Origin of the sequence: Vibrio sp. 1F279 (genome assembly GCF_041439815.1) — a bacterium.
Lineage (GTDB): Bacteria > Pseudomonadota > Gammaproteobacteria > Enterobacterales > Vibrionaceae > Vibrio > Vibrio tasmaniensis_A.
This window is the reverse complement of the sequence record NZ_JBGOOU010000001.1, coordinates 1-22,404: the sequence shown is the minus strand read 5'-3', so window position 1 is coordinate 22,404 and position 22,404 is coordinate 1. Positions and strand designations below refer to the sequence as shown.

Here is a 22,404-nt window from a genome sequence, read left to right as displayed (position 1 = left end):
CGACATGGAAATATAAAAGGAAAATATAATGAAAATGATGAGAAAAACATTGTTGGCTTCAGCAATGCTTACTCTATTTAGCGTCAGTAGTTATGCAAAAACACCTATTGATTTAGGCGTTGTTAATGAAGACAAACTCATTGAAATGCTAGTTAGACAGGGCTTAGTCGACCAAGATGCAACCGATGTGGCAAAGCACGACGCACTTGACCGCTACTTGAAGAATAAAATCAATTCCGGTTTTAAAGGTGACGCTCAATTCGGTAAAAAAGCACTTGAGCAACGAGCAAAAATACTTAAAGCCATAGAAAAAGGATCTGGTGTTAAAAAGGCGAGCGTCTTTGCGTTAGAAGTCGGCACCAAGCGTACCGATAAAGTACTCGCTCTGTTAGTCGATTTCCCTGATTTGAACTGGGATAACAACAAACTGACCGAAGAGCACACACAAATGCTCTACGAGAGCTACAACCCAGAACATTATCAAGAGTTGTTGTTTTCAAACTCTGGCTACACTGGGCCAAACGGCGAAAACCTAATCTCGATGCGTCAGTATTACCAAAGCGAATCTGGTGATAGTTACAGCGTTGCGGGCCAAGCTGCAGGTTGGTATCGCGCCTCTAAACCTGCGTCATTCTATGGGGGTAACTCCCCTACTACCGACAACGATCTCAACGCGCAAGAACTGGTTCGCGAAGCACTGAATCAATTGGCTCAAGATCCTAGCATCAACCTAGCCGATTACGATATTGAAGATCGTTACGATTACGACGGTGACGGAAACTTCCGTGAACCCGATGGTGTGATTGATCATCTAATGGTGTTCCACGCATCTGTTGGTGAAGAAGCCGGTGGTGGCGTATTAGGCCCTGATGCGATTTGGTCTCACCGATTCAACCTTGGTCGCACTCATGTACTTAAAGGCACCTCTAGCTCGCTTCCAGACCGCTTTGGTGGCCAATACGCAGCATTTGATTACACGATTCAACCGATTGATGCTGCAGCTGGTGTATGTGCTCACGAGTATGGCCATGATTTAGGCTTGCCAGACGAGTACGACACGCAATATACAGGCAAGGGTGAACCAGTCTCTTACTGGTCAATCATGTCTTCGGGCAGTTGGGCTGGTCAAATTGGTGGCACACAGCCAACGGCATTCAGCTCTTGGGCAAAACACTTCCTACAGAAGTCGATTGGTGGTCGCTGGGTTAACGATGATCAAATCTCGATTGATGACCTAGAAGACAACCCACAGGTTTATACGTTGTTCCAAACAACGGATAACAACCGTCCGAACATGATTAAAGTGGATCTTCCAGAAAAACAGATCGAAGGTTTAAAACCGTTTGCTGGTGAGTATTCGTTCCACTCTCAAAAAGGCGATGACCTGAAAAACAGCATGACACGCAAGTTGGTGATTCCAGCCGGCGATTCTGCACTGCTTTCGTTCAAAACTTGGTATGAAATTGAGAAAGACTACGACTTTGCACGCGTACTCGTGAATGGACAAGCCATTGCCGGCAACATCACCTCAATGGATGACCCGTACAATACTGGCCTCGTTCCTGCTATTGGCGGCGAATCTGGCGGTTGGATTGATGCTGAGTTCGACGTTTCACAATGGGCAGGCCAAGAAGTAGAGCTTTCGTTTGAATACATCACCGATGGTGGCTTGGCGATGGAAGGTTTCTATTTGGATAACCTCAGTGTGGTCGTTGATGGTGAAGTAACCTTAATAGACGATGGTGAGAGCAACTCCGCCTTCGCCCTAAATGGTTACAAGCTGAGTAATGGGTTCCACCAAGCGCAACACTACTACCTGTTGCAATGGCGCAGCCACATGGACGTTGATGAGGGTCTAGCCAACATCAAACGCATGGGCCAACTGATCTCATTCGATCCGGGTTTGATTATTTGGTACGTAGACGAATCTCTGACTGATAACTGGGTAGGCAAACACCCAGGTGAAGGTTGGTTAGGTGTGGTCGATGCCGACCAGAATGCAATGACTTGGGAAAAATCCGGTGAAGTCGCTCAAACTCGTTACCAAGTTCGTGATGCGGCGTTTTCACTCAAAGATCATACTCCAATGCGTCTTGTAAACAGCGACAATGATGTGCTCGAAGATACCAGTTTAGTTGGCAATGCTAGCTTCTCGGATGACCAAGATTACACATCGCCTCAAGCACCAGACTCAGGACGTATCCTGACGGAGTTTGGTTTAGCGGTCGATATTATGAATCAGAGTGACAACAACGAATACGGTGTGGTTCGCTTATCTAAAGTAAGCCAACACAACATCGCTCCTACTGCGAACTTCGAGCTTAATGTCACTGGCCTGAACGTTTCAGCACGTAACTTTAGCTCAGACCAAGACGGTGAGATCACCAGTTATCTATGGGACTTGGGCAACGGAACAACAAGTAACGAAGTGACACCAACTTGGTCTTACGAGCAAGCAGGTGAATACACGGTGAACTTGACTGTTGTCGACGACAAAGGCAATACCGATTCGTTCAGCTCCGTAGTGAGTGTTGAATCTCCAAACGCTCTTCCAGAAGCAAGCGCGAAGTACATTCACTTGGGTCGCTGGGTAACCATGTGGTCAACAAGTTCAGACAGTGATGGTCGTATTGTTGATACCGAGTGGACACTTCCAAACGGTAAGGTGAAACGAGGTCGTACATTCACTTCAATCTTCCCTTCATACGGTAAGCACAAGGTGACACTGAAGATAATCGATGACCAAGGCGGGATTACGACTAAGACAATTTTAGTCGACCTGTAAATCATAGCAGGCTCTATCATGAGGATTTACAAAATAAGCTTAAGTACTGTTGTCACAGGATATAAACCACGACAGCAGTTTTAAGAAAACGTCATTATTTAAGCCATAAGCGAAAGCCCTACCGATTCGGTAGGGCTTTTTATTGGTCGCAATTTAAGATACTAGGGGTTTAGTCACAGTAAAAAACTTGCTGAACCACCATTCGATGAACCATTACACGGGCTGCTTTTGAATGCGTGATTTACGCGCACTGAATGCAAACAACAAAATTACGGCCAAAACGAATGGTAAAACGTAAACGTTAAGGTTTTGCCAACCTACTGTTGACTCCAACCAACCAGACAGTAGCGCCGTGACAGTTACACAACCAAACACAACAAATTCATTGAACGCTTGTGCCTTGGCTTTATTTTGAGCTTGATACGACTGGCTAAATAAGCCTGTTGCAGCGATGAACATAAAGTTCCAACCCACACCAAGCACAACCAAAGCCGCTCTAAAGTGCCAAATTGACACGCCATGGATATTGATGGCAATACTCACCACAAATAACACGCCACCTGCAAGGATCATCATTCTTGAACCAAACTTCTCGATGAGGGAACCCGTAAAGAATGCAGGCACAAACATACCCAATACGTGCCACTCAATCACACCAGCAGCTTTAGTAAAATCGAATCCGCAACCAATCATCGCCAATGGTGTTGCCGTCATCAAAATGTTCATCACGGCGTAAGCAACCATGGCCGCAAACACAGCGCCAATAAAGTTCGGTGCTTTAACGATTACGCCTAAAGGATCGGCTTTGGGAGCCTGACTATTAAAAGAGACTTTAGGAAACTGAATGGTTTGTAAAATGAGTAACGCAAGAATGTTCAACCCAATCAAAGAAGAAAAAGCACCAATGTACAAGCCATCTGCTGACCATTGTTGAGACATAATCGCCAAGTTTGGCCCGAGTACCGCCGCCAACACGCCACCAGCCATCGATATAGATATCGCTCGATGACGGGCATTTTCATCACACACCTCGATTGCAGCAAAGCGATAAAGCGTGCCAAAACCTATGCCTATCCCAAGTAAGAACGTGGCGAAACAAAACAGATAGAAATTTTGCTGAGACAGTGCGTAAGTGGCAAGGCTAGCCCCTGTAATGCCAACCACATTACCAATGCTAAATCCTCGCTTTCTCCCTAATTTTCCTGAAATTAAAGATGCAGGAATGGTGGCTGCCATTAAGCCTAAAAACTGCAACGCAACAGGCAAAGTAATCATGCTGACACTGGGGGCAATCTGTTTGCCTATCAAGCCAATCACTGAGATCAGTAATATGTTGCCCGTCATCAACAAAGCCTGACACAGTGAGAGCAGCCAAACATTTCTATTCATCTTCGTTCCTAAATATGAGCACAGTTGGTCAATAGAACAAAAAATCAACAAAGTCGCAACTCTTTGTTACTTTTAATGAACTCACCAAAGCACTCAATTAAAGAGCCACGAGTCTCGACTTCGAAGTGTATTCCGCCAAAGGTGCTTTAATCTTCGTTGCTTTACGCTCTAGAGTTGAAATTATCATTACTTAAGATAATAATAATTTTGTGTTATTCAGAAGCTTTGTTATTCACAGGCTCTGTTACTTATAAGCCTTTTTATCCATAGGCGTTAGCATTTAAAGGTGAGTATGATTAATCCACTTTGGCTCAATACATTTAAGACTCTGGTTGAAGTTGGTCATTTCACCCAAACTTCAGAAAAGCTGTATATGACACAGCCTGGCGTTAGCCAACACATCAAAAAGCTTGAGCAAGCTTGTAACTGTGACTTGTTATCGAGAGAAAATAAGAGTTTCGAACTGACCGAACAAGGTCGGATTATGTATCGCTACGCTCTTAAACTGGAAAAAGACCAAGAAGATTTATTCGAATCTCTGAGTTTCGACAATCCTTATTCTGGGCAATGTCATCTATCCTGTTCGGGTTCACTCTCTTTGCGTCTGTATCCCAAGCTTCTTGAACTGCAGCAGCAACATCAAGACCTGAGCATCAACCTAGAAGCGGCACCGAACAAAAAGATATTGAACGACCTAATCGAAGGCACTACCGATATCGGCATTGTTAGGCATTCCCCGAACGACAGTTACTACCAAAGCCAAGTCATCGGCAAAGAAGCACTGTGTCTTATTGTCCATCACAGCCTTGCTGATTTAGAGATAACGCCACAAGTACTTCATGACATTGGTCTAATTGCACACCCAGATTCCGCTCACTACCTGTCTTTGTATTTCGACCTGTGTGGAGACAAGGATCTCGCGAACATTAACGTTAATGAGATACCAAGATCTGGCTACATCAATCAGCTTCACCAGATCTTGCTACCCGTATCAAAAGGGTTAGGTTTTACCGTGTTACCGGCTGGCGCGGTTGAACACTTCTCAGATAGAGACAAGCTACACGTTGTGCCGCCAAAGGTAGAAGTTGAGGAAACGCTGTATTTGGTTCAAAAACGAAACCGAAAACTGCCGCACCGATACGATACGGTTGTTGAACTGATCAAACAGAACGTGAGTGGTTAGTTCGGTATAGATAGATTTAAAGCCTTTAGCTAGTTCGTTATTTCGCTGTAAGAGCTAAAGGCTTTAATGTTGAAGTGATATTAATAAAAGACAGCTACTCAGAAGCGCTGAGCCCCTCTTTGGCTCGTTCAAAGTCGTAATGATCTAACGCACTTCGAACATCTTTGAGAACCGCAGAATGTGGATACTGTGCCAGTAAATCAGTCACATATTGAGTTGCGTCGTTGTCATAAGCATCCAACAGCGAATACAACTTAGCACGCTGCTCTTGAGTGATATTAGGCGAATTCGATGCATCAGCGCTTCTCACCTCAGTTTCTTGAGTACATGCCGTTTCAACACCTTGAGCACCAGAGCCATCAAAGCTGCTCTCTACCGTTTTGATCAATTCGATTAACCCAAGCTCAGCTTGTTTAAGATCCTGCTCATCACACGCCTTGTTATGCGCTTTGCTTTCAAGACCACCGAGTTGTTCAGCCAATTGCAACCCGCCAATAGAAGCCGCCATGCTTTTTAACGTATGTAGGTTCCGCTCTAACGTCACCCATTCATCTTGCACTAGGTTGTCGAAGGTATCCGACATAATGTCAGGCGCCCCTTGGCAGAATCTACCAAGCATCTTGTCTTGCAGCTTCACATCATGATGAGTCAGCTGACCGAACCTTGGCAATGAGAAAACAGGGAGAACCATCAGAGTATCAGAGCTTAATGTCGGACTGTTAGAGCTGCTATTTTGCATCCTAACTAAAGGCGACTCTGATGACGCTTTACCCTCAACCAAAACCTCCGGCACGATGTATTTCGTAATCAAAGCGGTGGCTTTATCGATGATAATGGGCTTATCCAAGAAGTCCGTGACTCCAGCCTCTCGCGCTCGCTGTTTCGCATCAGCAAACACATTGGCCGACATCGCAATAATTGGTACATCTTTATCAAACTCACGAATCAAACGTGTAGCTTCGAAACCATCCATAATCGGCATTTGCAGGTCCATAAAGATCATCTCATATTCATTGCTTTGAGCCAATTCCAGAGCCTCTTTTCCATTCTCTGCCAAGTCGGCATTCAAATTAGATCGGGTGAAGAATGCCAAAGCTAAATCTTGATTTAACTCATTATCTTCAACGAGCAATACCCTTTGACCTTTGAACTCTATCTGGTAATCCAGTTGCAGCTCTTGGGCTTTAAACTCTGCCAATTCTTCAACGCTTGATCTTGGCAATGTTAGAACAAACGAAAACTCGCTGCCTTGCCCGAAAACACTCTCAACACTAATTTGGCCACCCATTGCACGAATCAATTTCTGGCTAATATTGAGTCCTAACCCTGTGCCACCGAATCGACGCGTGGTTGTACTATCAGCTTGGCTAAATGCTTCAAAGAGCTTGTGTAGATTCTCATCAGAAATTCCTATGCCAGTATCGGCCACCATCACCTTCATAGTCAGACTGTTATCATCTGATTCAACAAGGGCTACAGTTAGCGAGACACCACCAGTTTCCGTAAACTTAATCGCATTACCAACAAGGTTAAGTATTACTTGGAACAGCCTTAATGGGTCACCAATCAACGGAGTGTTTAACTCTGGATCTATCGACATAGACAAGTCAAGTTGCTTCTCATTCGCTTTGGGTTCCATCAACTCAATGACATCTTGGAATGTCGTCACGGGATCAAATGGGATGCTATCAATGACAAGCTGTCCCGCCTCTATCTTAGAGAAGTCGAGGATGTCATTAATGATGCTTAACAGTGAATGCCCCGAACGGTGCACTTTCTCGATGTAATTTCGAGCGACCGGATTAGATATTTCGCCAATCGCCAGATAAGACAAACCAATAATAGCGTTCATTGGCGTTCTAATTTCATGGCTCATATTGGCTAAGAATTCCGATTTAGCTTGGCTCGCCAAATCGGCCCTCTGTTTCTCTTCTTCTAATTGCTCATTAAGGCGCTTCATTTCTGAAATATCGAATGCCCAAAATAGCGTGGCTATCTCGCCATCTAGCTCAAACAAATAATAGCTGACGAGCGCAACGAAACGGGTTCCATCAGATTTTCTAAGCACCAACTCCCGGTTTACTACCTTGCCATTGAGCATTAGCTCCTTATGTACATCATCCCGAACGGATAAAGAGTCATGAATAGAAGCTACATCGATAGAATCAAGATCGAGACCTTCAACCCCAAACAGCCGTTTCGCAGTATCGTTGGCATAACGAACTTTCTCTTCAAACACAACACTCGCGGCGATAGGAGAGCTGTTAAGCATATTGTAGAGCTGCTCCTGAGCCTTCTTAAGCGCCTCTGTTGCATCATTGGCAATGCTTATTTGTTTCGAGAGTTTTCGATTCCAGAAAACGATAAGTAAAACGATCACCAAAGCAAAACCTGAAATGGTATAAACCAATTCATAGTCAACTCTTTCTATCGCTTTTGGCGCTGCCCACTTCGCCGATATCTTTTGACGTTCTTCAGCAGAAATGCTCTCAATCGCCTTATTCACAATGGAATAAAGCAAAGGTTCAGACTTAATGACGTGTAAGGTTGGAGAAAGGAAAAAATCAAGTCGTCCGATAATTCCGACCTCACGATGACCAAATGAATCAATGAGGTAGTTTAGGACTTCGACAGTATCGATCATGCCATCTAGGGTTTCATCATCCAGTCGGTTAAGCCCATCTTCAGTGGATTCTACTTTCACCCATTCAATATTCGGGTATTTCCCGACAATCGCATCGGTATTTGCTGCGTTCTTCAAGATACCGATTTTCCATCCTTCAGCTTCCTCAAGCACCAAGCTACTTATGTCTCGTCTCGATGCAATAGCTAAACGGCTTGAAAACAGGCTCTTGACTGCTTTGACGTTGTCTCCTAACGAACGGTTCTCTTGTGCTGCGGAGACCAGTTCTACTTCATGATGATCAACCAAGCTTCGGGTCTCAGACCAACTTGCAACGTCTACATGGTTGATACTTAACCCTGTTTTCTGCTCAATGAGCGTTAGGTAATCGTCAATCATACCGATGTATTCACCGGTATTGGATACCGCCTCATAAGGCAACGAATTTGGATCGATACCTATCCGAACATCCGGATTGTCTTTGATCCACTTCCTCTCTTTTTGGCTTAGATTTAAGATCTCTCCTGTCAAATTACTCGCTTGATAAACATCCGCAATATAGCGTTTCGCCGCATCTCCGAATGAACTAAATTGTTCGACTGATGGAAAATAAACATGGTTCCGCTCTAACGACTGAACATCAAAGTAGAAAGTCATCGAACCAGAATTGGTGCTCCCTCCTTTGGTTCGATAATTTGCGACCTTGGTGACTGATGAAAAGTGAGAGGTGTTTTTCTTCTCTCCATATTCATCAACTAGGTTACCGATGTACCAAGATTTGATTGGACGATTACTATTATCCGCCTGTGCAGTGATCACCTGAAATGAACTGTCCGTATCGAAAATTTCAAAAACTTCGGTTAACTCTTCAAAGCGGTCATTGACGATAAAATACGCGGATATTTGCGCTATGATATTCGCCTTTTTAAGCACTTGGCTTAGATCATTCTGAACCTGCATCTCGATAATTTGGCTTAAACCGTCATCGGCCTGTTTAAGGTTGTTAATCGCGGCATTGAAGCTGTCTCTGATTTCCTCACTCTTAAAGTCAACATAGATCGGATACTCAACTTTATACTCGTCATGTAACGTTAGCTCTGCCATTTCAATAAAACGAGTATTGGTGATAAACCACTCCAGAACTCTTCGTTCAACCATTAACAGGTCAACATTTTGAGCCCTCAATTGTGAGAATGCCGATTCAAGACCTTCGTAATCTTCGACACGACCAATGTCTAACTTACCCTTCAGTACTTCAACAGACTTTTTAATTGGTGAGGTCTCGTCGAACAATAACGCCCCTAGTGATAGGTCGTTCTGAGACTCAAGTTTGAGCTTGCGGCGAGTCAGTGAAACAGGAACAAACTCAACATTAAGAACTTTATCACTTAGGAAATGAGCATTAGGATCATCAAACTGAACGCCAGAAACAAAGGCAATAGAATTATTGTTGTCGATGGCCTTTCTAGCGGCACTAGGAGGGAGAGTGACAACGTCACCCAGCTTATACCCCATATCATTAAGGGCACGTTGAATAATGTCGTGTTCTAGCCCGACCGCGGTGCTGTCTGGATACATATACGGAGGGTTACCAAAGCCAAATACGCCTTTTAGTGGCACTCGATAAGGAGAGGTATCTAGCCACTTTGATAAAATCTGGTTCTTATTTGCAACGTCAAAAGTTTCAATTTGTTTGTTGATTAGCGTCAGTAGCTCTGGTTCGTCATTTCGAATCACCATCGACGCTTCTAACTTTTTCCAATGCTCCAAAACATAGTTGACCGCTAGATCATGAACGCCAATCTTTTTCGCAAGATCCATAGTGGTGATAGGTTCACCGACCATGCCTTCAACATCACCAGACCCTAACGCACGCACCGCATCAATAACATTCTCAAAATCGACTCTTTCGATAGAGCTCAACCTCACTCCTGCACGCTCCAAGTCTATGTTTTCATTTACCATCGCAATGCGGCGTTTATTATTTTGATCTAGATTTCCATCGAGTTTTTTGTCGATAGGGACTATCACAGCCACCTGATAAGGAATATAGGGATCACTTGCAAGAAAACGTCCACCTTCACTTGGGTCGAACTGTTGGAATGGGAACACGTCGCCTCGCCCATCGACTAACGCCGCTTTGGCCTCGACGCGCGAGTTAACTGTGATAAACCGAACATGGACACCAAAACGCTGTTCAAGATCCAATGTCCAATCTTTGATGATCCCAGAAACCAGCCCGTCGTCATCGATGAATGAGTACGGGTAATGGTCGGAAAGCGCAATAAATGTGATGGTCGGTTGGTTTTCCAACCACTGGTTTAACTTAGCATCGGTCACTTCAGCCGCGTTTACACTGCGAATGACTAGTGACCAAACCAATAAGCCAATGATAAGAGATAATACAAAACGATTTAGTGACAACATCAAGCCATCACTCATCGCTAAACTTCTCTTTAATCGCAAGAATCTCGGGCAACTTAAGAAAGAACAGATCAACGATAGTTGGATCAAAATGTTTGCCTTTCTGTTCTTCAAACAAGCTCAGTGCCTCATCGACACTCCAAGCCTTCTTATAAGGACGCTCTGCTGTCAGGGCATCAAACACATCAGCCACCGCAGCGATTCTTCCTACCAAAGGAATTTCTTCACCCGCGATCTGGTTTGGGTAACCGCTGCCATCCCATTTCTCATGATGATATTGCGCCACCTGAATCGCCATACGCATCAGTTTGGAATCACTCTGCCTACCAAGAATTTCAACACCGTACTCGACGTGTTTCTGCATGGTATTCCACTCACCGGCATCCAACTTACCAGGCTTTAGCAGCACACTATCGGGAATGCCAATCTTGCCAATATCATGCATTGGTGCTGCATCACGCAACGTCTCGGCATCTTCGTCAGTCATTCCCAAGGCTTTAGCTAGCACTTCACAGTAGTGACTCATACGCTTAACGTGCATGCCTGTTTCATTGTCTTTAAATTCAGCAGCTCTACCCAGTATGTTCAGTGTTTCTAGCTTACCGAGATTGATCTCTTGAGTTTTCTCTTTTACCTGACTAAACAACGCGCGTTGTTGGTCATAAAGTGCGATATGCGTTTTCACACGCTGGAGTGCAATAGCAGGGGTTATCGGTTTGGTTAGGTAATCTACAGCCCCCAAGGAGAGCCCTTTTACTTCGGCTTCAGGTCCAATTTTGGCAGTAACGAAGATAATGGGGATATGCGCGGTGTTGGGCTGTTCTTTGAGCTGTCTGCAAACTTCATAACCGTCAATATCAGGCATCATGATATCGAGGAGAATGAGGTCTGGCTGAGGCACCATCTTGGCTATCTTGATGCCAATGGTACCGTTAATTGCTACTTTGACTTGATAGGTATCTTTAAGTATTGCAGTCAACACATCCAAATTGCTTGGGGTGTCATCTACGACTAACACTATGGGTTTACGACTCATTGATACCTCGTATAAAAATCAAACAGTTATAAATATAGTGTAGAACGATTTTTAGAGGTTAATCAGAAAAAATAGCAATTGTTTATTGAAAATGAAGAGTAGATCTTCGAGTGACATCAAACCAATGTTTGTCGAAGTATGAGCAGTCAATGTTACGTCGATTAAGTCATTATAATACAAAGGAAATTATACAGATTACTTTTGAATCCAGACCTTTTATTAACAAAATACAAACTGGCAAAAACAAAAAGAGCTCCTCACTTGGGAGCTCTTTTCACTTAAGTCATTAGAGAATCAAATAGCCTAGCGAACCAATAACCTAACGACCTGAATAATACATACAGATTCGAACACCATCGAACTCACGAATCTCAAATGGGATCTCGTAGATCGACTCCATCACTGACTTTTCAACCACTTCAGAGACCTTGCCCGACTTAACTACTTGGCCCCTCTTCATCGCGACAATGTTATCTGAGTAACAAGAAGCAAAGTTGATGTCGTGAATCACAATAACCACCGCCTTATTAAATTCATGCGCTAGGCGACGTAGCGTCTGCATGATTTCAACCGAGTGTTTAATATCTAGGTTGTTTAGTGGCTCATCCAAGAACACATAATCCGTATCTTGCGCCACAACCATCGCGATAAACGCCATTTGACGCTGACCACCACTCAATTCATCAAGGTATCTGTTTTGGATATCGGTAATGCCAAGGTGCTCTAGTGCCGTATCGACGATCTTATGATCTTCGTCTTTCAAGCGACCTTGAGAATGTGGGAAACGCCCAAAACAGACCAACTCACGAATCGTAAATCGCATATTGATGTTGTTTGATTGTCTTAACACAGCAAGGTGCTTCGCAAGCTCTTTGGTATCCCATTCAGCCAGTAATTTATCGCCAATAACGACCTCGCCCGCATCACTTTCGGTTAAGCGACTCGCCATAGAAAGCAGAGTACTTTTACCCGCACCATTTGGGCCAATGATAGAAGTCACTTCCCCTTTAGGGAACATGGCACTGGCATCATCCACCACAAGTGTCTTGCCATACTTCTTACTCAAACCTGTTAATTTAATCACTACTTATTACCTTTACTGAATTCTGGTGCGTAACAACAAGAACATAAAATACAAACCGCCGACCAAGTTAATGATCACGCTCACAGTGGTTTCAAACGCCATTACTTTTTCAATGAACCATTGGCCTGAAACCAATAGAACGACCGCTAACAAACTGCTCGCGATGATAAGCACACGATGTTGATAAGATTTGAATATCTGACGAGCTAAGCTCACGGTGATTAAACCAAAGAACAGCACAGGGCCAACCAAAGCCGTCGATACTGCGACCATCACTGACACAATCACTAAGGTAATCTGAGTCAATCGCTTGGTGTTAACGCCCAAGCTTGTCGCGTTATCAACACCAAGCCAAAGCACATCAAGCTTGGGAGCCAACAACCACAGGCCAAGCAAGCTCAAACCCAGTGGAATAAGGCTGAGGTAAACCAGTTCACCTTTCACGTTATTGAAGCTCGCGAACATCACATTTTGCAGCACGGCAAACTCGTTCGGGTCAATCAACATCGCAAGGAAGTTAGCCAAGCTTGAGAATACGCTGCCGCACACAATACCAATCAACAACAGTGTAAATACGTTGTTTCGCTTGCTCTTGAAGTAAAAATGGAACAGCGCAAACGAGAACAAGATCATCACAGTCACAGACAATGAAAAGTTTGCGATTGAATCAATCACCCAGAAACTGGTACTGCCAAACACAAACAGAAGCACCGTTTGAACCAGCATATACAGACTGTCAAAGCCCAAGATGGATGGGGTTAGAATTCGATTATTAGTGATGGTTTGGAACACCAATGACGATGCAGAGATCGCCACCGCCGCCAACACAATCGACAGCAGTTTTGGTAGTCGCAAAGATAAGAAGAACTCGTAGTTATCCCACGTAAGTCCTTGCCCCACAAATACTGCCGCCATCCCCAAAGACGCGATAGCCAGAATCGCAATTTTTACTGAATCACGCATTCGACTTGTCTCTCATGATTAGGTAGATAAAAATCAAGCCACCAAAGATGCTGATTACCATCGAGATTGGTATCTCATAAGGGAAGATGACGATTCGAGCTAACAAGTCACAAACCAATACCAAGATCACGCCCCAATAGGCTGTCCAAGGCAGAATCTTCTTCATGTTATCGCCCATCATCAGCGACACGATATTCGGCACGATAAGGCCAAGGAATGGGATAACACCGACGATCATCACTACAGAAGAGGCGCAGATAGCAACCAATGCCACACCAATGAAGACGATCTTCTGATAATTGAGGCCAATGTTTTTTGCGAAGCTTTCACCAATACTTGCCGCACTGAACTGACTCGCAAAGTAATAAGCCAACACAGATGCAGGAACCGCGAGGTAAAGGATTTCATAGCTGCCTTGCAATACACTCGCAAAGTTCGCCATCGTCCAAGCTGACATGGTTTGTACTAAATCGTATTTGTAAGCGATAAAGGTTGTTAGAGAGGAAATAACGTTGCCATACATGATGCCAATCAAAGGTACCAACACCGCATTCTTGAACTTCAAGTGTTGTAGAAAGCGGACCAATAGCATGGTGCCTAACACCGCAAACGCAAAGATAAAGCCTAAGTAGCTCCATTGAGCGGCATTACCCAGCACCAGAATACCGACGATGTACCCCAACATGGCGCAATCAATCGTGCCCATCGTAGAAGGTGCAGCAAACTTATTCTGAACAATCTGTTGCATTATCAAGCCAGCAACACTCAAGCCAGCACCGGCAAGCACAATCGCGAACAGTCGAGGGATCCGACTAACAACATAAATAGAGTTGGCGTGTTGGTTGCCATTGAAAAAATCGCTAAAACTGATCTCAGCGACTCCAATCATTAATGACGCAACGCATAACACAACAAGAAATACAGCAGCTGCAATGGGTTTTAACATAGAAGTAATACTAAAGGTAGGATCGGGGAGACCGTATAAAAAAGTGAAAAAGGGCTTATAAGAACACTCTTATAAGCCCGAGAATCTGATGACTAGTAACTATTGAATCGTACGTTCAATGTCACCCAACATTCTGTGAATCGCTGTTACGCCGCCACCTACCAGATACCAAGCACTTGAATCAAGGTAAACGATGTTGCCTTGCTGCGCTGCAGGTGTTGCTGCAACCAGTGGGTTGTCAAACAGCTGTTGTGCGCGCCCTTCTGACTTACCGATCGCTTTTTCGCGGTCAAGCACGTAAAGCACTTCAGGTTTTGCGTCAGCAATATATTCAAACGAGATTAGATTGCCGTGATTCCCTTTAATCGGAGCCACTGTCGCACTCTTTGACTCCACAAAGCCAAAGTCATCAAAGATGATTGAGAAGCGACTGCCCTTATTGAACATCGCAATGTTGTTGCCGTTGTTCATTAGCATCATTGCTGACGTTTCGTCAGACGCGACTTTGTCGTTAACCGCCGTGATAGACGCTTGAGTCTCTTTAATGAGCGCTTCTACTTTAGCTTGCTTACCGAAGAGCTTGCCTAGCGCGCGCCAGTTTTGCTGAGCATCAGCCCAGTATTTGTCACCTTCAATAGAGAACATGATGGTCGGAGCTATTTTTGCTAGTTGATCGTAAACCTTAAGCATACGGTTTTCGGCAATGATGATGTCAGGCTTCAGCATGTAGATAGCTTCAAAATCAGGTTCACTCAATGAGCCCGTATTTGCCGTCGTATCTTTGTACGAAGCTAGATAGTCAGGCATTAGGCTGTGAGGCGCGCCAACTGGCTGTATACCAATCTGATCAAGCACATCTAAGCTACCAAAGCCAAGTACTACAACGCGCTGTGGTACTTCGGTAAACTGCACCGTGCCCTTTACGTGTTCAATAGTGATTGTTTCCGCTTGAGCGGTCATTATCAATGATGATGCAAGAGCGATAGCAAGCCCACCCAATAACTGACGAACTGAATTGATTGTTTTCTTCATGTGTCTCCTTTGCCAAGGATACAAACCACCACTCATGACAATAAAAGTCACATTACTCATAGATGAGCATGGGGCGTACACAACGGCTAAATAACGATAATTTAAAGTCTGTCATTGCTTTGACAACAAACCTGTAACGCAAGTGAGAACTATTATCAATTATATTTGCGTTAAATTAGCGACACAACAACTTTATTATTCAGAAATGTAAAAGTGAGTATTCATGTTTTGCGTAGTCGGGAGATATATTAGGAATCAAAAATAGCAAAAAGCGCGAAGAGGAAAATGATCATCAATCTGAAGAAAAAACCTGATGGGGGAAAATGTCCGAAAACCCTGTAATTACAACGCTAAACCTCCTAATTACAACGCTAAACCTCAGAGTCACAAATTGTAATTTACAATGTAAATACCAAGTATAACAGACGCTTAACCACCACTAAATTAATACCTCAATTAAAACCACCAATGACAAAGAATACGAAGCGGTGCAAAACAGAGCCTCAGTCAGATACCTTGGTCAATCCCCTGTCCTTCGTTCATTTAACTATCAATAAGCGACGGCAAATCATTCAAAAATATTTTTAAATTTAATTAGAAATAGGGTTGTAATTTAAAAAACTAGGCGTATAGTTCGCCACCTGGCTCTAATCTATAGAGCTGTTAATGCTAAAGTAAGTCCAAGTTCCACATAGACAGTTCTCGATTCCCTCGTTACACCATCTCTGCGTCAGCTTTCACCCAGATAGTCATTCAATAGCTTTTAAATTCGATCCTACTACCGATCTCTCGTCATTCGCTCTTTTATCAGCGAAGTCAGAATAGATCGATCACTTAAATACAAATGTAATAAACACAAGGCACAGTTATGTCACGCAGAACAACACGACAAACCCATTGGTACCAACTATCACGCGAAAAAACAGTCAATAAACTAAAAGGTAATAAATGCTCAAGATTAAAATAGACTTACACAAAGAAGAGATTTCATGGGTCACCGAGATTCGACAGCTCAATAGCGATATACTCCACCGCCACATATTGCCCAAGCTACAACATCACAGTTATCTCATCGACTTTGAATTTAATGAACGAGAAAGCATCGGAACTATCGTTTCAGGCAACGGAAACACCCTAGGACATTTCACACTCCTATAGCATTTCCCATAGGCTACAAAAGAAACACCATCTAGTCCCAAAGATGTAAAAGATGTCACCCTCAATTCGCTCTAGCAGAACAAAATAGAGTAGAAGTAAAACAGATCAGAAACCTAGTCCTTTTTGCATTTCACACGCGGCTAACGCTAGCTAGGTTATCGTGCTTCTATTGAAACCAACTTATATCAAACTCTGAATCACCAATGAGTCATTATCATTGCATTCATGGACTAATAAGTTAACGGCATCGACCTTAACTTTTGATCAAGAGTATATAAGTGTTCTGCAGCTTGCATGTGTTGAGGGTAATCGCTGAATTTCTCACGATTCTCCTCATTCATCTTACATGTCTCATCCACCAGCATTAACTTCCAATACAGCTTTGTTGTATGCAGCATCGCCAGTAAAGGTTTGAACACCTCTTTCTCATAAGCTTGAATCAACTCTTCAATCAACTCGTCACGTTCGTCTTCACTTGCGATTGAACCTTCGGTTGCCGACAACACTTTTTGATACTTCAGGTTTTGTTGCAGCTTATCCATCACCGTTTGGTTTTCTTCCGCTAACTCAACAAGCTTCGACTTAATAATGTTCACCCAATTCTCTTGGCTCAGTACTGTGCCATCAACACTGTTAAAGTCTTCTCGTATCTGTCGTTCAACACCTTTTTGAGCTTTCTTTAAAACCGCACGCACCTTTTGAAAAGGCAGCTGATATTCCTTACTTAGCTCGATAATCAGTTTATGAAAACCACCGTTTGGAAGGTGTAAGTTTTCCTTAAACGTCGCCATTGCAGCTTCTTGCTGCTCTGTAAGGTGAGTCATTCTGTTTCCTATTCTTTATCACTTATGGTGCTGAGCCCGCGATCATACCACTATATAACCTCGTTTTTTCGGTAACTTGATAGGTTATATCTAGGTGCGTACTTAAATTCTCTCAATACGTTATCTTTTGGCTACTTATTAATCCATATGGCGTTAAATGGTAAAACTGGTCATCGATTAAAACCCATACTACACCTGTTCCAACAAAACAGACTTCTAACTTATACAGGTACTAAAATGAAAAAGATTGCACTTAAAATTGTAGGACTAACGGTTTTGGCTTCTGCGCTAACTGGTTGTATCGGCAGCAACGCCGTAACAGGGAAAGTGATGAAATTTAACGTTGAAGTTGTCGATAACCGCTATGCTCGTGCAGGTGTAAACTTCTTATTGGCGCCTGTATACGGTATTACTACCGCAGCAGACTATGTGGTATTCAACTCGCTTGAATTCTGGACAGGGAAAAACCCTATCAGCGGCGCACCGCACGTATTTGATACAAAAACAGATACCCACTTCAAAGTGAACGATGAGCTAGACCCAAGCTTGAAAGAAGCGCCTGTAGGACCGATTTCAAACAATCGTGCCATTGAGACAGGTGAGATGATTAAGATCGACGAAAACACGATTCAAATGGACATCGTCTATACGTCTGGTGAAACCGCGACTCTAACGGGCATCAAAAACGGTCAAAACGTTACCTATTACATGGATGGTCAGCTTGTATCGCAAACGACCATCGCTGAATTAGAGAAGATTCAAAGCTCTGAAGCTTAAGATTCGTAGCTCATAGGGAGTTCAACCTGAAAGCTTCGTTTGACTTTGAAACGCGTAAAGCAAAAAAGAAGCCCGGCTACTGCTGGGCTTCTTTGTATGTGTTCTATTATTTGTAAATGATCTATTGGGACTGAGACTGTGCAAGTCGAATGCTCACCAAGCTCGCGACCATGATGGCTAAATAGAAACTGCCGATAATGGACTCCATGAACACAAAGAATTGAGCAATAGGCAAAGCCGGTGATATGTCGCCATAGCCAACCGTGGTCAAGGTGATAAAGCTAAAGTACATCGCATTGAACAAGTTGGTCAGCCAGATTTGCTCTTCTAACCCGTTAAATGCATTAGGGAAGATTTCTAAAATCAACAAGTAGATAGTCGACCAAGCGAACCCTAACAACAAGTAAATACAGATAGAACCAATAATGTGATTGGGCGTCACCGTCTTTGCTTTCATTACCTGTTTGAGAGCGGAATAAATATGTGAGAACAGAAACACCGCCAATGCCGTTAACGTCACTATCGAAAGGTTATAGTCCTCCAAAAACGAGAATACCCCCGACACCGTAGCGGTTATCAATAGCAGACCATACCAAGAGCGATACAAGGCTCGCTCTTTATGTATTCCCACTATCGAAACAGCCAAAGTAATAATGATCAAAAACAGAATGGTCTTTTGACCTTGCGGATAAAACTGCTGCATCACCGCGCAACCAAAAAACAACACCAACAGTGCATAGAATAAGAAGTAGAAGTTGTCGTCTTTAGAGACTGGCTTCATCTATTTTTCCTCTGCCTCTGCTGGTTTTTTCTCAGTTTCTTCTTGGTTTTTCTCTTCAAGTCCAAGCCATGCCATCATCAGCTCATAGCTTAAACTCAGTATCACAGCACCAACAAACAGACCAACGATTCCTGACATCGCCATTCCGCCCAACGCACCCAGTAGAATAACCAACATTGGGATATGAGAGCCGCGGCTCAATAGCATCGGTTTCAAAATAGCGTCACTGCCACTGACCAAAATACACCACACTAAGAACAGGCTCGCCGCTAGCGTCGATTCAACACTGAACATGTAAATAATTGCAGGCAATAAAGCAAGAATCGGCGGAAGTTGAATAATTGCAATGAGCAGAACAGCTAATGCCCAAAACGCAGCCGCAGGAACGCCTGCAATCACTAAACCAATTGCTGACATAATGGATTGAATCACAGCAACACCTATCACACCCTGCACGACACTACGTACCGTTGATTTAGATAACTGTACCAACTCTTCACCTTTACCATCGGTTAGGCGAGCCACTAAGTGAGTGACCCCCGTTTGGCACTTATCGGCGTTACTCATAAATGCGCCAGCAATGATGGTAGAAATAATAAACTGAATAAACCCACCGCCGAGAGAGCCTAAAACAGAAGCAGCTTTAGTCGCAAACTGTTTCAGTTCGTCAGCATACTTTATGAACGTACCTTCAATATTATTGGAGGCAGCTACCAAGGTTGAATATACCTTCTCCCCAATGAATGGAATATCTTGTAAAGACTCTTTGGGTTTCGGCAGAGACAGGGTTCCGTCCTGTAGCCCTGTCATTAGGTCCGAAGCACTGGTGTAAATACCGGAAGAGAGCGCAACTAAAGGAATGAGCAGTAACAGTACTCCGATAAAGCTCAGTAATGCGCTGGCTTTTCCTTTCGACATTCCCGTCTTATTTGAAATCGCGACAGCAACTGGATAGAGCGCAGTCGCAATGATCGCCCCCCAAATAACCAATAGAATGAATGGGCGTAAAATCGCAAAACACCAGTAGACGAGCATAGCAATCGCTGCAATTTTGATGGCAGCGTCTATCGCCTGTTTTGAAAAATCGTCGGTTAACTTCATGAGACGTCCTTGTTAGACAAAATTAATGCTGATTTTGTAGAAACTTCCAATTCCGAGTTTCTAGGAATAAAGAGGCCAAAATCATATATATGCCAATTAGCAATAATTGGAATATGCGAATAAAAGTGTTGCTATCGATATCGCCGGAGCTCATCAATGTGCTACCGACAAGTACTAGCAAGGTACTAAATGCAGTGGCGAAAATCGGTGCTTTTTCGGGAACCGTGTAGATCTTCTTAGCAATCACAATAGCGACCAAGCCTATGAATAAAGAGTAGAAGATAATATTCGGAACAATCGAAAGGATTGAAAAAGCCGCTATCGCAAGCAAGCCACCAATGCCATTGCTGATCACCAGAAATGCACTTAATTTGACTGATTTTTCTGAAGTGATCATTAACGATAACAACGCAATAAACATCATAGTTAACAATGCTTCAGATATCTGAAAAATAAAGAAAAAGCACACAACGGGATAAGAGATAATCATCGCACGGAAAGCCGCATACCAGCGCTCTGTCTTATTGAAAGGTACCGACGCAAAGCCAGAGAACTCCGATTTAGGCTCAGGGAAAAACACATGCACTAACGCAAAAAGCATGACTGAAACCACACCAGAGGTCGCTAAGCCAGAGGCCAGCATGACTGAAACGCCAGGGTTATCAATCGCCATGAATGGCAACATCAAGACCGCAATCAACAGTATGGTGGCGAACAGGTTCCATTTTGGGTCGACAAACAAGTAGTAACCCCACAGCATCATTAACCCCACCAAAATCAGCAATGGAATTGGGTAATGGGTAATTCCTCGCGACAGCAATAAACCTAACCCCATCGTCACCACAACGGCCAAGAGCAATTCGTAGACCGTTTCCTTATGGAGGTTTGATTTATCAATTAAGAACTTAGCAGTGAACACTGGCGCCACAAACGCAAGTGGCCAGTTTATCCACGCCGCCAAGAAAACAGCCAACGTGACCCCGACAGTAAATCGCAGGATACGTTGCTGTGTTTGTTGGTCAGGAATCGGCTTATCGGACATAAGACAATACGCTAATCAGACGAATCCATACTTTGCCTATCGCGTTGAACACAAAGTTATCGCCGCTATAAACAATCACATCCGCTTGGCCACCCACTCGGAGCATGCCTGTCACTTCTTCATTATCAAATTCAATGGTGATAGGAAGCATCTGTGTTTGGCGCAACCAACCCGTTTGTTGGCTAGCTTGCGCAAGCTTACCTGCTTGATCATTTTGCCCCCAATCAACACCCCAATCGATGCTACTTACGCGCCCTTTTACCACTTTGCCCGGTGCGAAGTCTAACGCCACTTCAACTTCATCACCGACCGTTACATTACCTAGGCTGTTCTCTCGATAATAAGCTTCAATCCAAATATCTTCGGTTGAAACAAAGGTCATGATTGCTTGCCCTGCCGATGCATAAAACCCTTCAGACAGGCTAAAGTTAGAAACACCACCTTGTGTCGGCGCGGTTATCACGGTGCGCTCTAGGTTCAATTGAGCTTGTTCAAGTGCCAGCAACGCCGCTTTCACTTGACTGTTTTCTTGTCCCTCTTTACCCATTTGTTGCTTCGCACCTTCAAGATCAGCCTCTGCATTCACAACAGCTGCTCGAGAGGTCGCTAATGCTGCTCGCGCTTTATCTGCATCTGATTTAGAAACCACACCTTTGTCTGCCATCTCTAAAACACGCTTGGCTTGTAGTTTGGTGTTTTGTCTTTCAACAATCGCTGAAGTGAGTTTCGCTTGCGCTGAAGCAATACTCGCGGTTTGAGCACCGACATTTTGGCCTGCAATCTCTAAATTTTGCTCGGCTTGTTGTACTGCAATTTTGTAATCAGACTCATCTAAAATGGCTAACTTGTCACCTTGATTAACCAGTTGGTTTGGTTGAACCAGTATATCGAGCACTTTACCCGACACCTCAGGCTTGATTGGAACGATATAACCTTTTACACGAGCATTATCAGTTATAGGGATGATGCGGTCTGAAATGACACTGAAGAGCAACATGAATGCAACAAACAACAATAGGTAGTTTGTGACCTTTCTTACTTTGTCTTTTCCATTTTCTTGCTGGCCAACTTCTTCATTGGCTTCTTGCTTATTCCCTTTGGCTTCTGACATGGGGCTCCCTTCTAGATAACTAACATCAACAAAATTAATACTTTAAAAATAAACCCAGCAATGGAAAACTCAAGTAAATAGGGTTAGATTTATACCCAGTTAACTTGAAGATGCGCAGTTGAGCACCTGAAAATTATCATTTATT

The 22,404-nt window shown here is 43.6% G+C and carries 16 protein-coding genes; 4 read left to right on the top strand and 12 right to left on the bottom strand.

From position 1 onward, the window contains the following. Positions 1-28: 28 nt before the first annotated feature. Positions 29-2,785 carry an immune inhibitor A domain-containing protein gene (locus ACED60_RS00080; RefSeq protein WP_135382027.1) on the top strand — a complete coding sequence of 919 codons (2,757 nt, stop codon included), beginning with the start codon at positions 29-31 and terminating at the stop codon, positions 2,783-2,785. Between the two features lie 213 nt (positions 2,786-2,998). On the opposite strand, the gene ACED60_RS00075 is transcribed toward ACED60_RS00080, so the two are convergent. Further along, positions 2,999-4,174 (bottom strand): MFS transporter, encoded by a 1,176-nt coding sequence (locus ACED60_RS00075; protein ID WP_371726602.1) that lies wholly within the window; start codon positions 4,172-4,174, stop codon positions 2,999-3,001. A 292-nt stretch (positions 4,175-4,466) separates the two neighbouring features. On the opposite strand from ACED60_RS00075, the gene ACED60_RS00070 reads away from it, so the two are divergent. Next, positions 4,467-5,357 carry a LysR family transcriptional regulator gene (locus ACED60_RS00070; RefSeq protein WP_371726601.1) on the top strand — a complete coding sequence of 297 codons (891 nt, stop codon included), beginning with the start codon at positions 4,467-4,469 and terminating at the stop codon, positions 5,355-5,357. 94 nt (positions 5,358-5,451) lie between these two features. Here the strand turns inward: ACED60_RS00070 and ACED60_RS00065 are convergent, their stop codons facing one another. The 6 genes from ACED60_RS00065 to ACED60_RS00040 form a co-directional block, all read right to left on the bottom strand. Beyond that, a complete protein-coding gene (locus tag ACED60_RS00065; protein WP_371726600.1) occupies positions 5,452-10,422 on the bottom strand; it encodes an ATP-binding protein in 4,971 nt (1,656 codons plus the stop codon). Continuing rightward, positions 10,415-11,440 (bottom strand): two-component system response regulator, encoded by a 1,026-nt coding sequence (locus ACED60_RS00060; RefSeq protein WP_135382031.1) that lies wholly within the window; start codon positions 11,438-11,440, stop codon positions 10,415-10,417. Before ACED60_RS00060 ends, ACED60_RS00065 begins: the two co-directional genes overlap by 8 nt. Before the next feature lie 319 nt (positions 11,441-11,759). Continuing rightward, positions 11,760-12,524 carry an ABC transporter ATP-binding protein gene (locus tag ACED60_RS00055; protein WP_102257601.1) on the bottom strand — a complete coding sequence of 255 codons (765 nt, stop codon included), beginning with the start codon at positions 12,522-12,524 and terminating at the stop codon, positions 11,760-11,762. 12 nt (positions 12,525-12,536) lie between these two features. Beyond that, a complete protein-coding gene (locus ACED60_RS00050) occupies positions 12,537-13,487 on the bottom strand; it encodes an iron chelate uptake ABC transporter family permease subunit (protein ID WP_012600923.1) in 951 nt (316 codons plus the stop codon). Further along, complete coding sequence (locus ACED60_RS00045) at positions 13,480-14,433, bottom strand: ABC transporter permease (protein WP_371726599.1); 954 nt, start codon at positions 14,431-14,433, stop codon at positions 13,480-13,482. Before ACED60_RS00045 ends, ACED60_RS00050 begins: the two co-directional genes overlap by 8 nt. A gap of 99 nt (positions 14,434-14,532) precedes the next feature. Then, positions 14,533-15,465, bottom strand: coding sequence for a siderophore ABC transporter substrate-binding protein (locus ACED60_RS00040; RefSeq protein ID WP_029223728.1), 933 nt, complete (start codon positions 15,463-15,465; stop codon positions 14,533-14,535). A 948-nt stretch (positions 15,466-16,413) separates the two neighbouring features. Here ACED60_RS00040 and ACED60_RS00035 point away from each other — a divergent pair. Further along, entirely contained in the window at positions 16,414-16,623 is a 210-nt protein-coding gene (locus ACED60_RS00035; protein WP_004731601.1) for a hypothetical protein, read from the top strand. A gap of 230 nt (positions 16,624-16,853) precedes the next feature. On the opposite strand, the gene ACED60_RS00030 is transcribed toward ACED60_RS00035, so the two are convergent. Then, the gene (locus tag ACED60_RS00030; RefSeq protein ID WP_102250288.1) at positions 16,854-17,447 is read right to left on the bottom strand and encodes a hypothetical protein; all 594 of its coding nucleotides are present in this window, start codon (positions 17,445-17,447) and stop codon (positions 16,854-16,856) included. Between the two features lie 237 nt (positions 17,448-17,684). On the opposite strand from ACED60_RS00030, the gene ACED60_RS00025 reads away from it, so the two are divergent. Then, positions 17,685-18,224, top strand: a complete 540-nt coding sequence (locus ACED60_RS00025; RefSeq protein ID WP_371726598.1) for a DUF3332 family protein — start codon at positions 17,685-17,687, stop codon at positions 18,222-18,224. Positions 18,225-18,345: 121 nt separating this feature from the next. Here ACED60_RS00025 and ACED60_RS00020 read toward each other — a convergent pair whose 3' ends face one another. The 4 genes from ACED60_RS00020 to ACED60_RS00005 are packed head-to-tail and all read right to left on the bottom strand — an operon-like array spanning position 18,346 to position 22,259. Further along, the gene (locus ACED60_RS00020; RefSeq protein ID WP_017101524.1) at positions 18,346-19,005 is read right to left on the bottom strand and encodes a potassium channel family protein; all 660 of its coding nucleotides are present in this window, start codon (positions 19,003-19,005) and stop codon (positions 18,346-18,348) included. After that, positions 19,006-20,106: an AI-2E family transporter gene (locus ACED60_RS00015; protein WP_017096361.1), complete on the bottom strand. Its 1,101-nt coding sequence runs from the start codon at positions 20,104-20,106 to the stop codon at positions 19,006-19,008. It abuts the gene before it with no gap. A gap of 22 nt (positions 20,107-20,128) precedes the next feature. Further along, complete coding sequence (locus ACED60_RS00010) at positions 20,129-21,148, bottom strand: DUF2955 domain-containing protein (RefSeq protein WP_371726597.1); 1,020 nt, start codon at positions 21,146-21,148, stop codon at positions 20,129-20,131. After that, a complete protein-coding gene (locus ACED60_RS00005; protein ID WP_017096363.1) occupies positions 21,138-22,259 on the bottom strand; it encodes an HlyD family secretion protein in 1,122 nt (373 codons plus the stop codon). The genes ACED60_RS00010 and ACED60_RS00005 overlap by 11 nt, the downstream gene beginning before the upstream one ends. Between the last annotated feature and the right edge of the window lie 145 nt (positions 22,260-22,404).

Coding starts and splice junctions, on each gene's coding strand:
- ACED60_RS00010 (WP_371726597.1), bottom strand. CDS start 21,148: ATGTCCGATAAGCCGATTCCTGACCAACAAACACAGCAACGTATCCTG.
- ACED60_RS00075 (WP_371726602.1), bottom strand. CDS start 4,174: ATGAATAGAAATGTTTGGCTGCTCTCACTGTGTCAGGCTTTGTTGATG.
- ACED60_RS00035 (WP_004731601.1), top strand. CDS start 16,414: ATGCTCAAGATTAAAATAGACTTACACAAAGAAGAGATTTCATGGGTC.
- ACED60_RS00005 (WP_017096363.1), bottom strand. CDS start 22,259: ATGTCAGAAGCCAAAGGGAATAAGCAAGAAGCCAATGAAGAAGTTGGC.
- ACED60_RS00080 (WP_135382027.1), top strand. CDS start 29: ATGAAAATGATGAGAAAAACATTGTTGGCTTCAGCAATGCTTACTCTA.
- ACED60_RS00030 (WP_102250288.1), bottom strand. CDS start 17,447: ATGACTCACCTTACAGAGCAGCAAGAAGCTGCAATGGCGACGTTTAAG.
- ACED60_RS00050 (WP_012600923.1), bottom strand. CDS start 13,487: ATGCGTGATTCAGTAAAAATTGCGATTCTGGCTATCGCGTCTTTGGGG.
- ACED60_RS00070 (WP_371726601.1), top strand. CDS start 4,467: ATGATTAATCCACTTTGGCTCAATACATTTAAGACTCTGGTTGAAGTT.
- ACED60_RS00040 (WP_029223728.1), bottom strand. CDS start 15,465: ATGAAGAAAACAATCAATTCAGTTCGTCAGTTATTGGGTGGGCTTGCT.
- ACED60_RS00060 (WP_135382031.1), bottom strand. CDS start 11,440: ATGAGTCGTAAACCCATAGTGTTAGTCGTAGATGACACCCCAAGCAAT.
- ACED60_RS00020 (WP_017101524.1), bottom strand. CDS start 19,005: ATGAAGCCAGTCTCTAAAGACGACAACTTCTACTTCTTATTCTATGCA.
- ACED60_RS00025 (WP_371726598.1), top strand. CDS start 17,685: ATGAAAAAGATTGCACTTAAAATTGTAGGACTAACGGTTTTGGCTTCT.
- ACED60_RS00015 (WP_017096361.1), bottom strand. CDS start 20,106: ATGAAGTTAACCGACGATTTTTCAAAACAGGCGATAGACGCTGCCATC.
- ACED60_RS00065 (WP_371726600.1), bottom strand. CDS start 10,422: ATGAGTGATGGCTTGATGTTGTCACTAAATCGTTTTGTATTATCTCTT.
- ACED60_RS00045 (WP_371726599.1), bottom strand. CDS start 14,433: ATGTTAAAACCCATTGCAGCTGCTGTATTTCTTGTTGTGTTATGCGTT.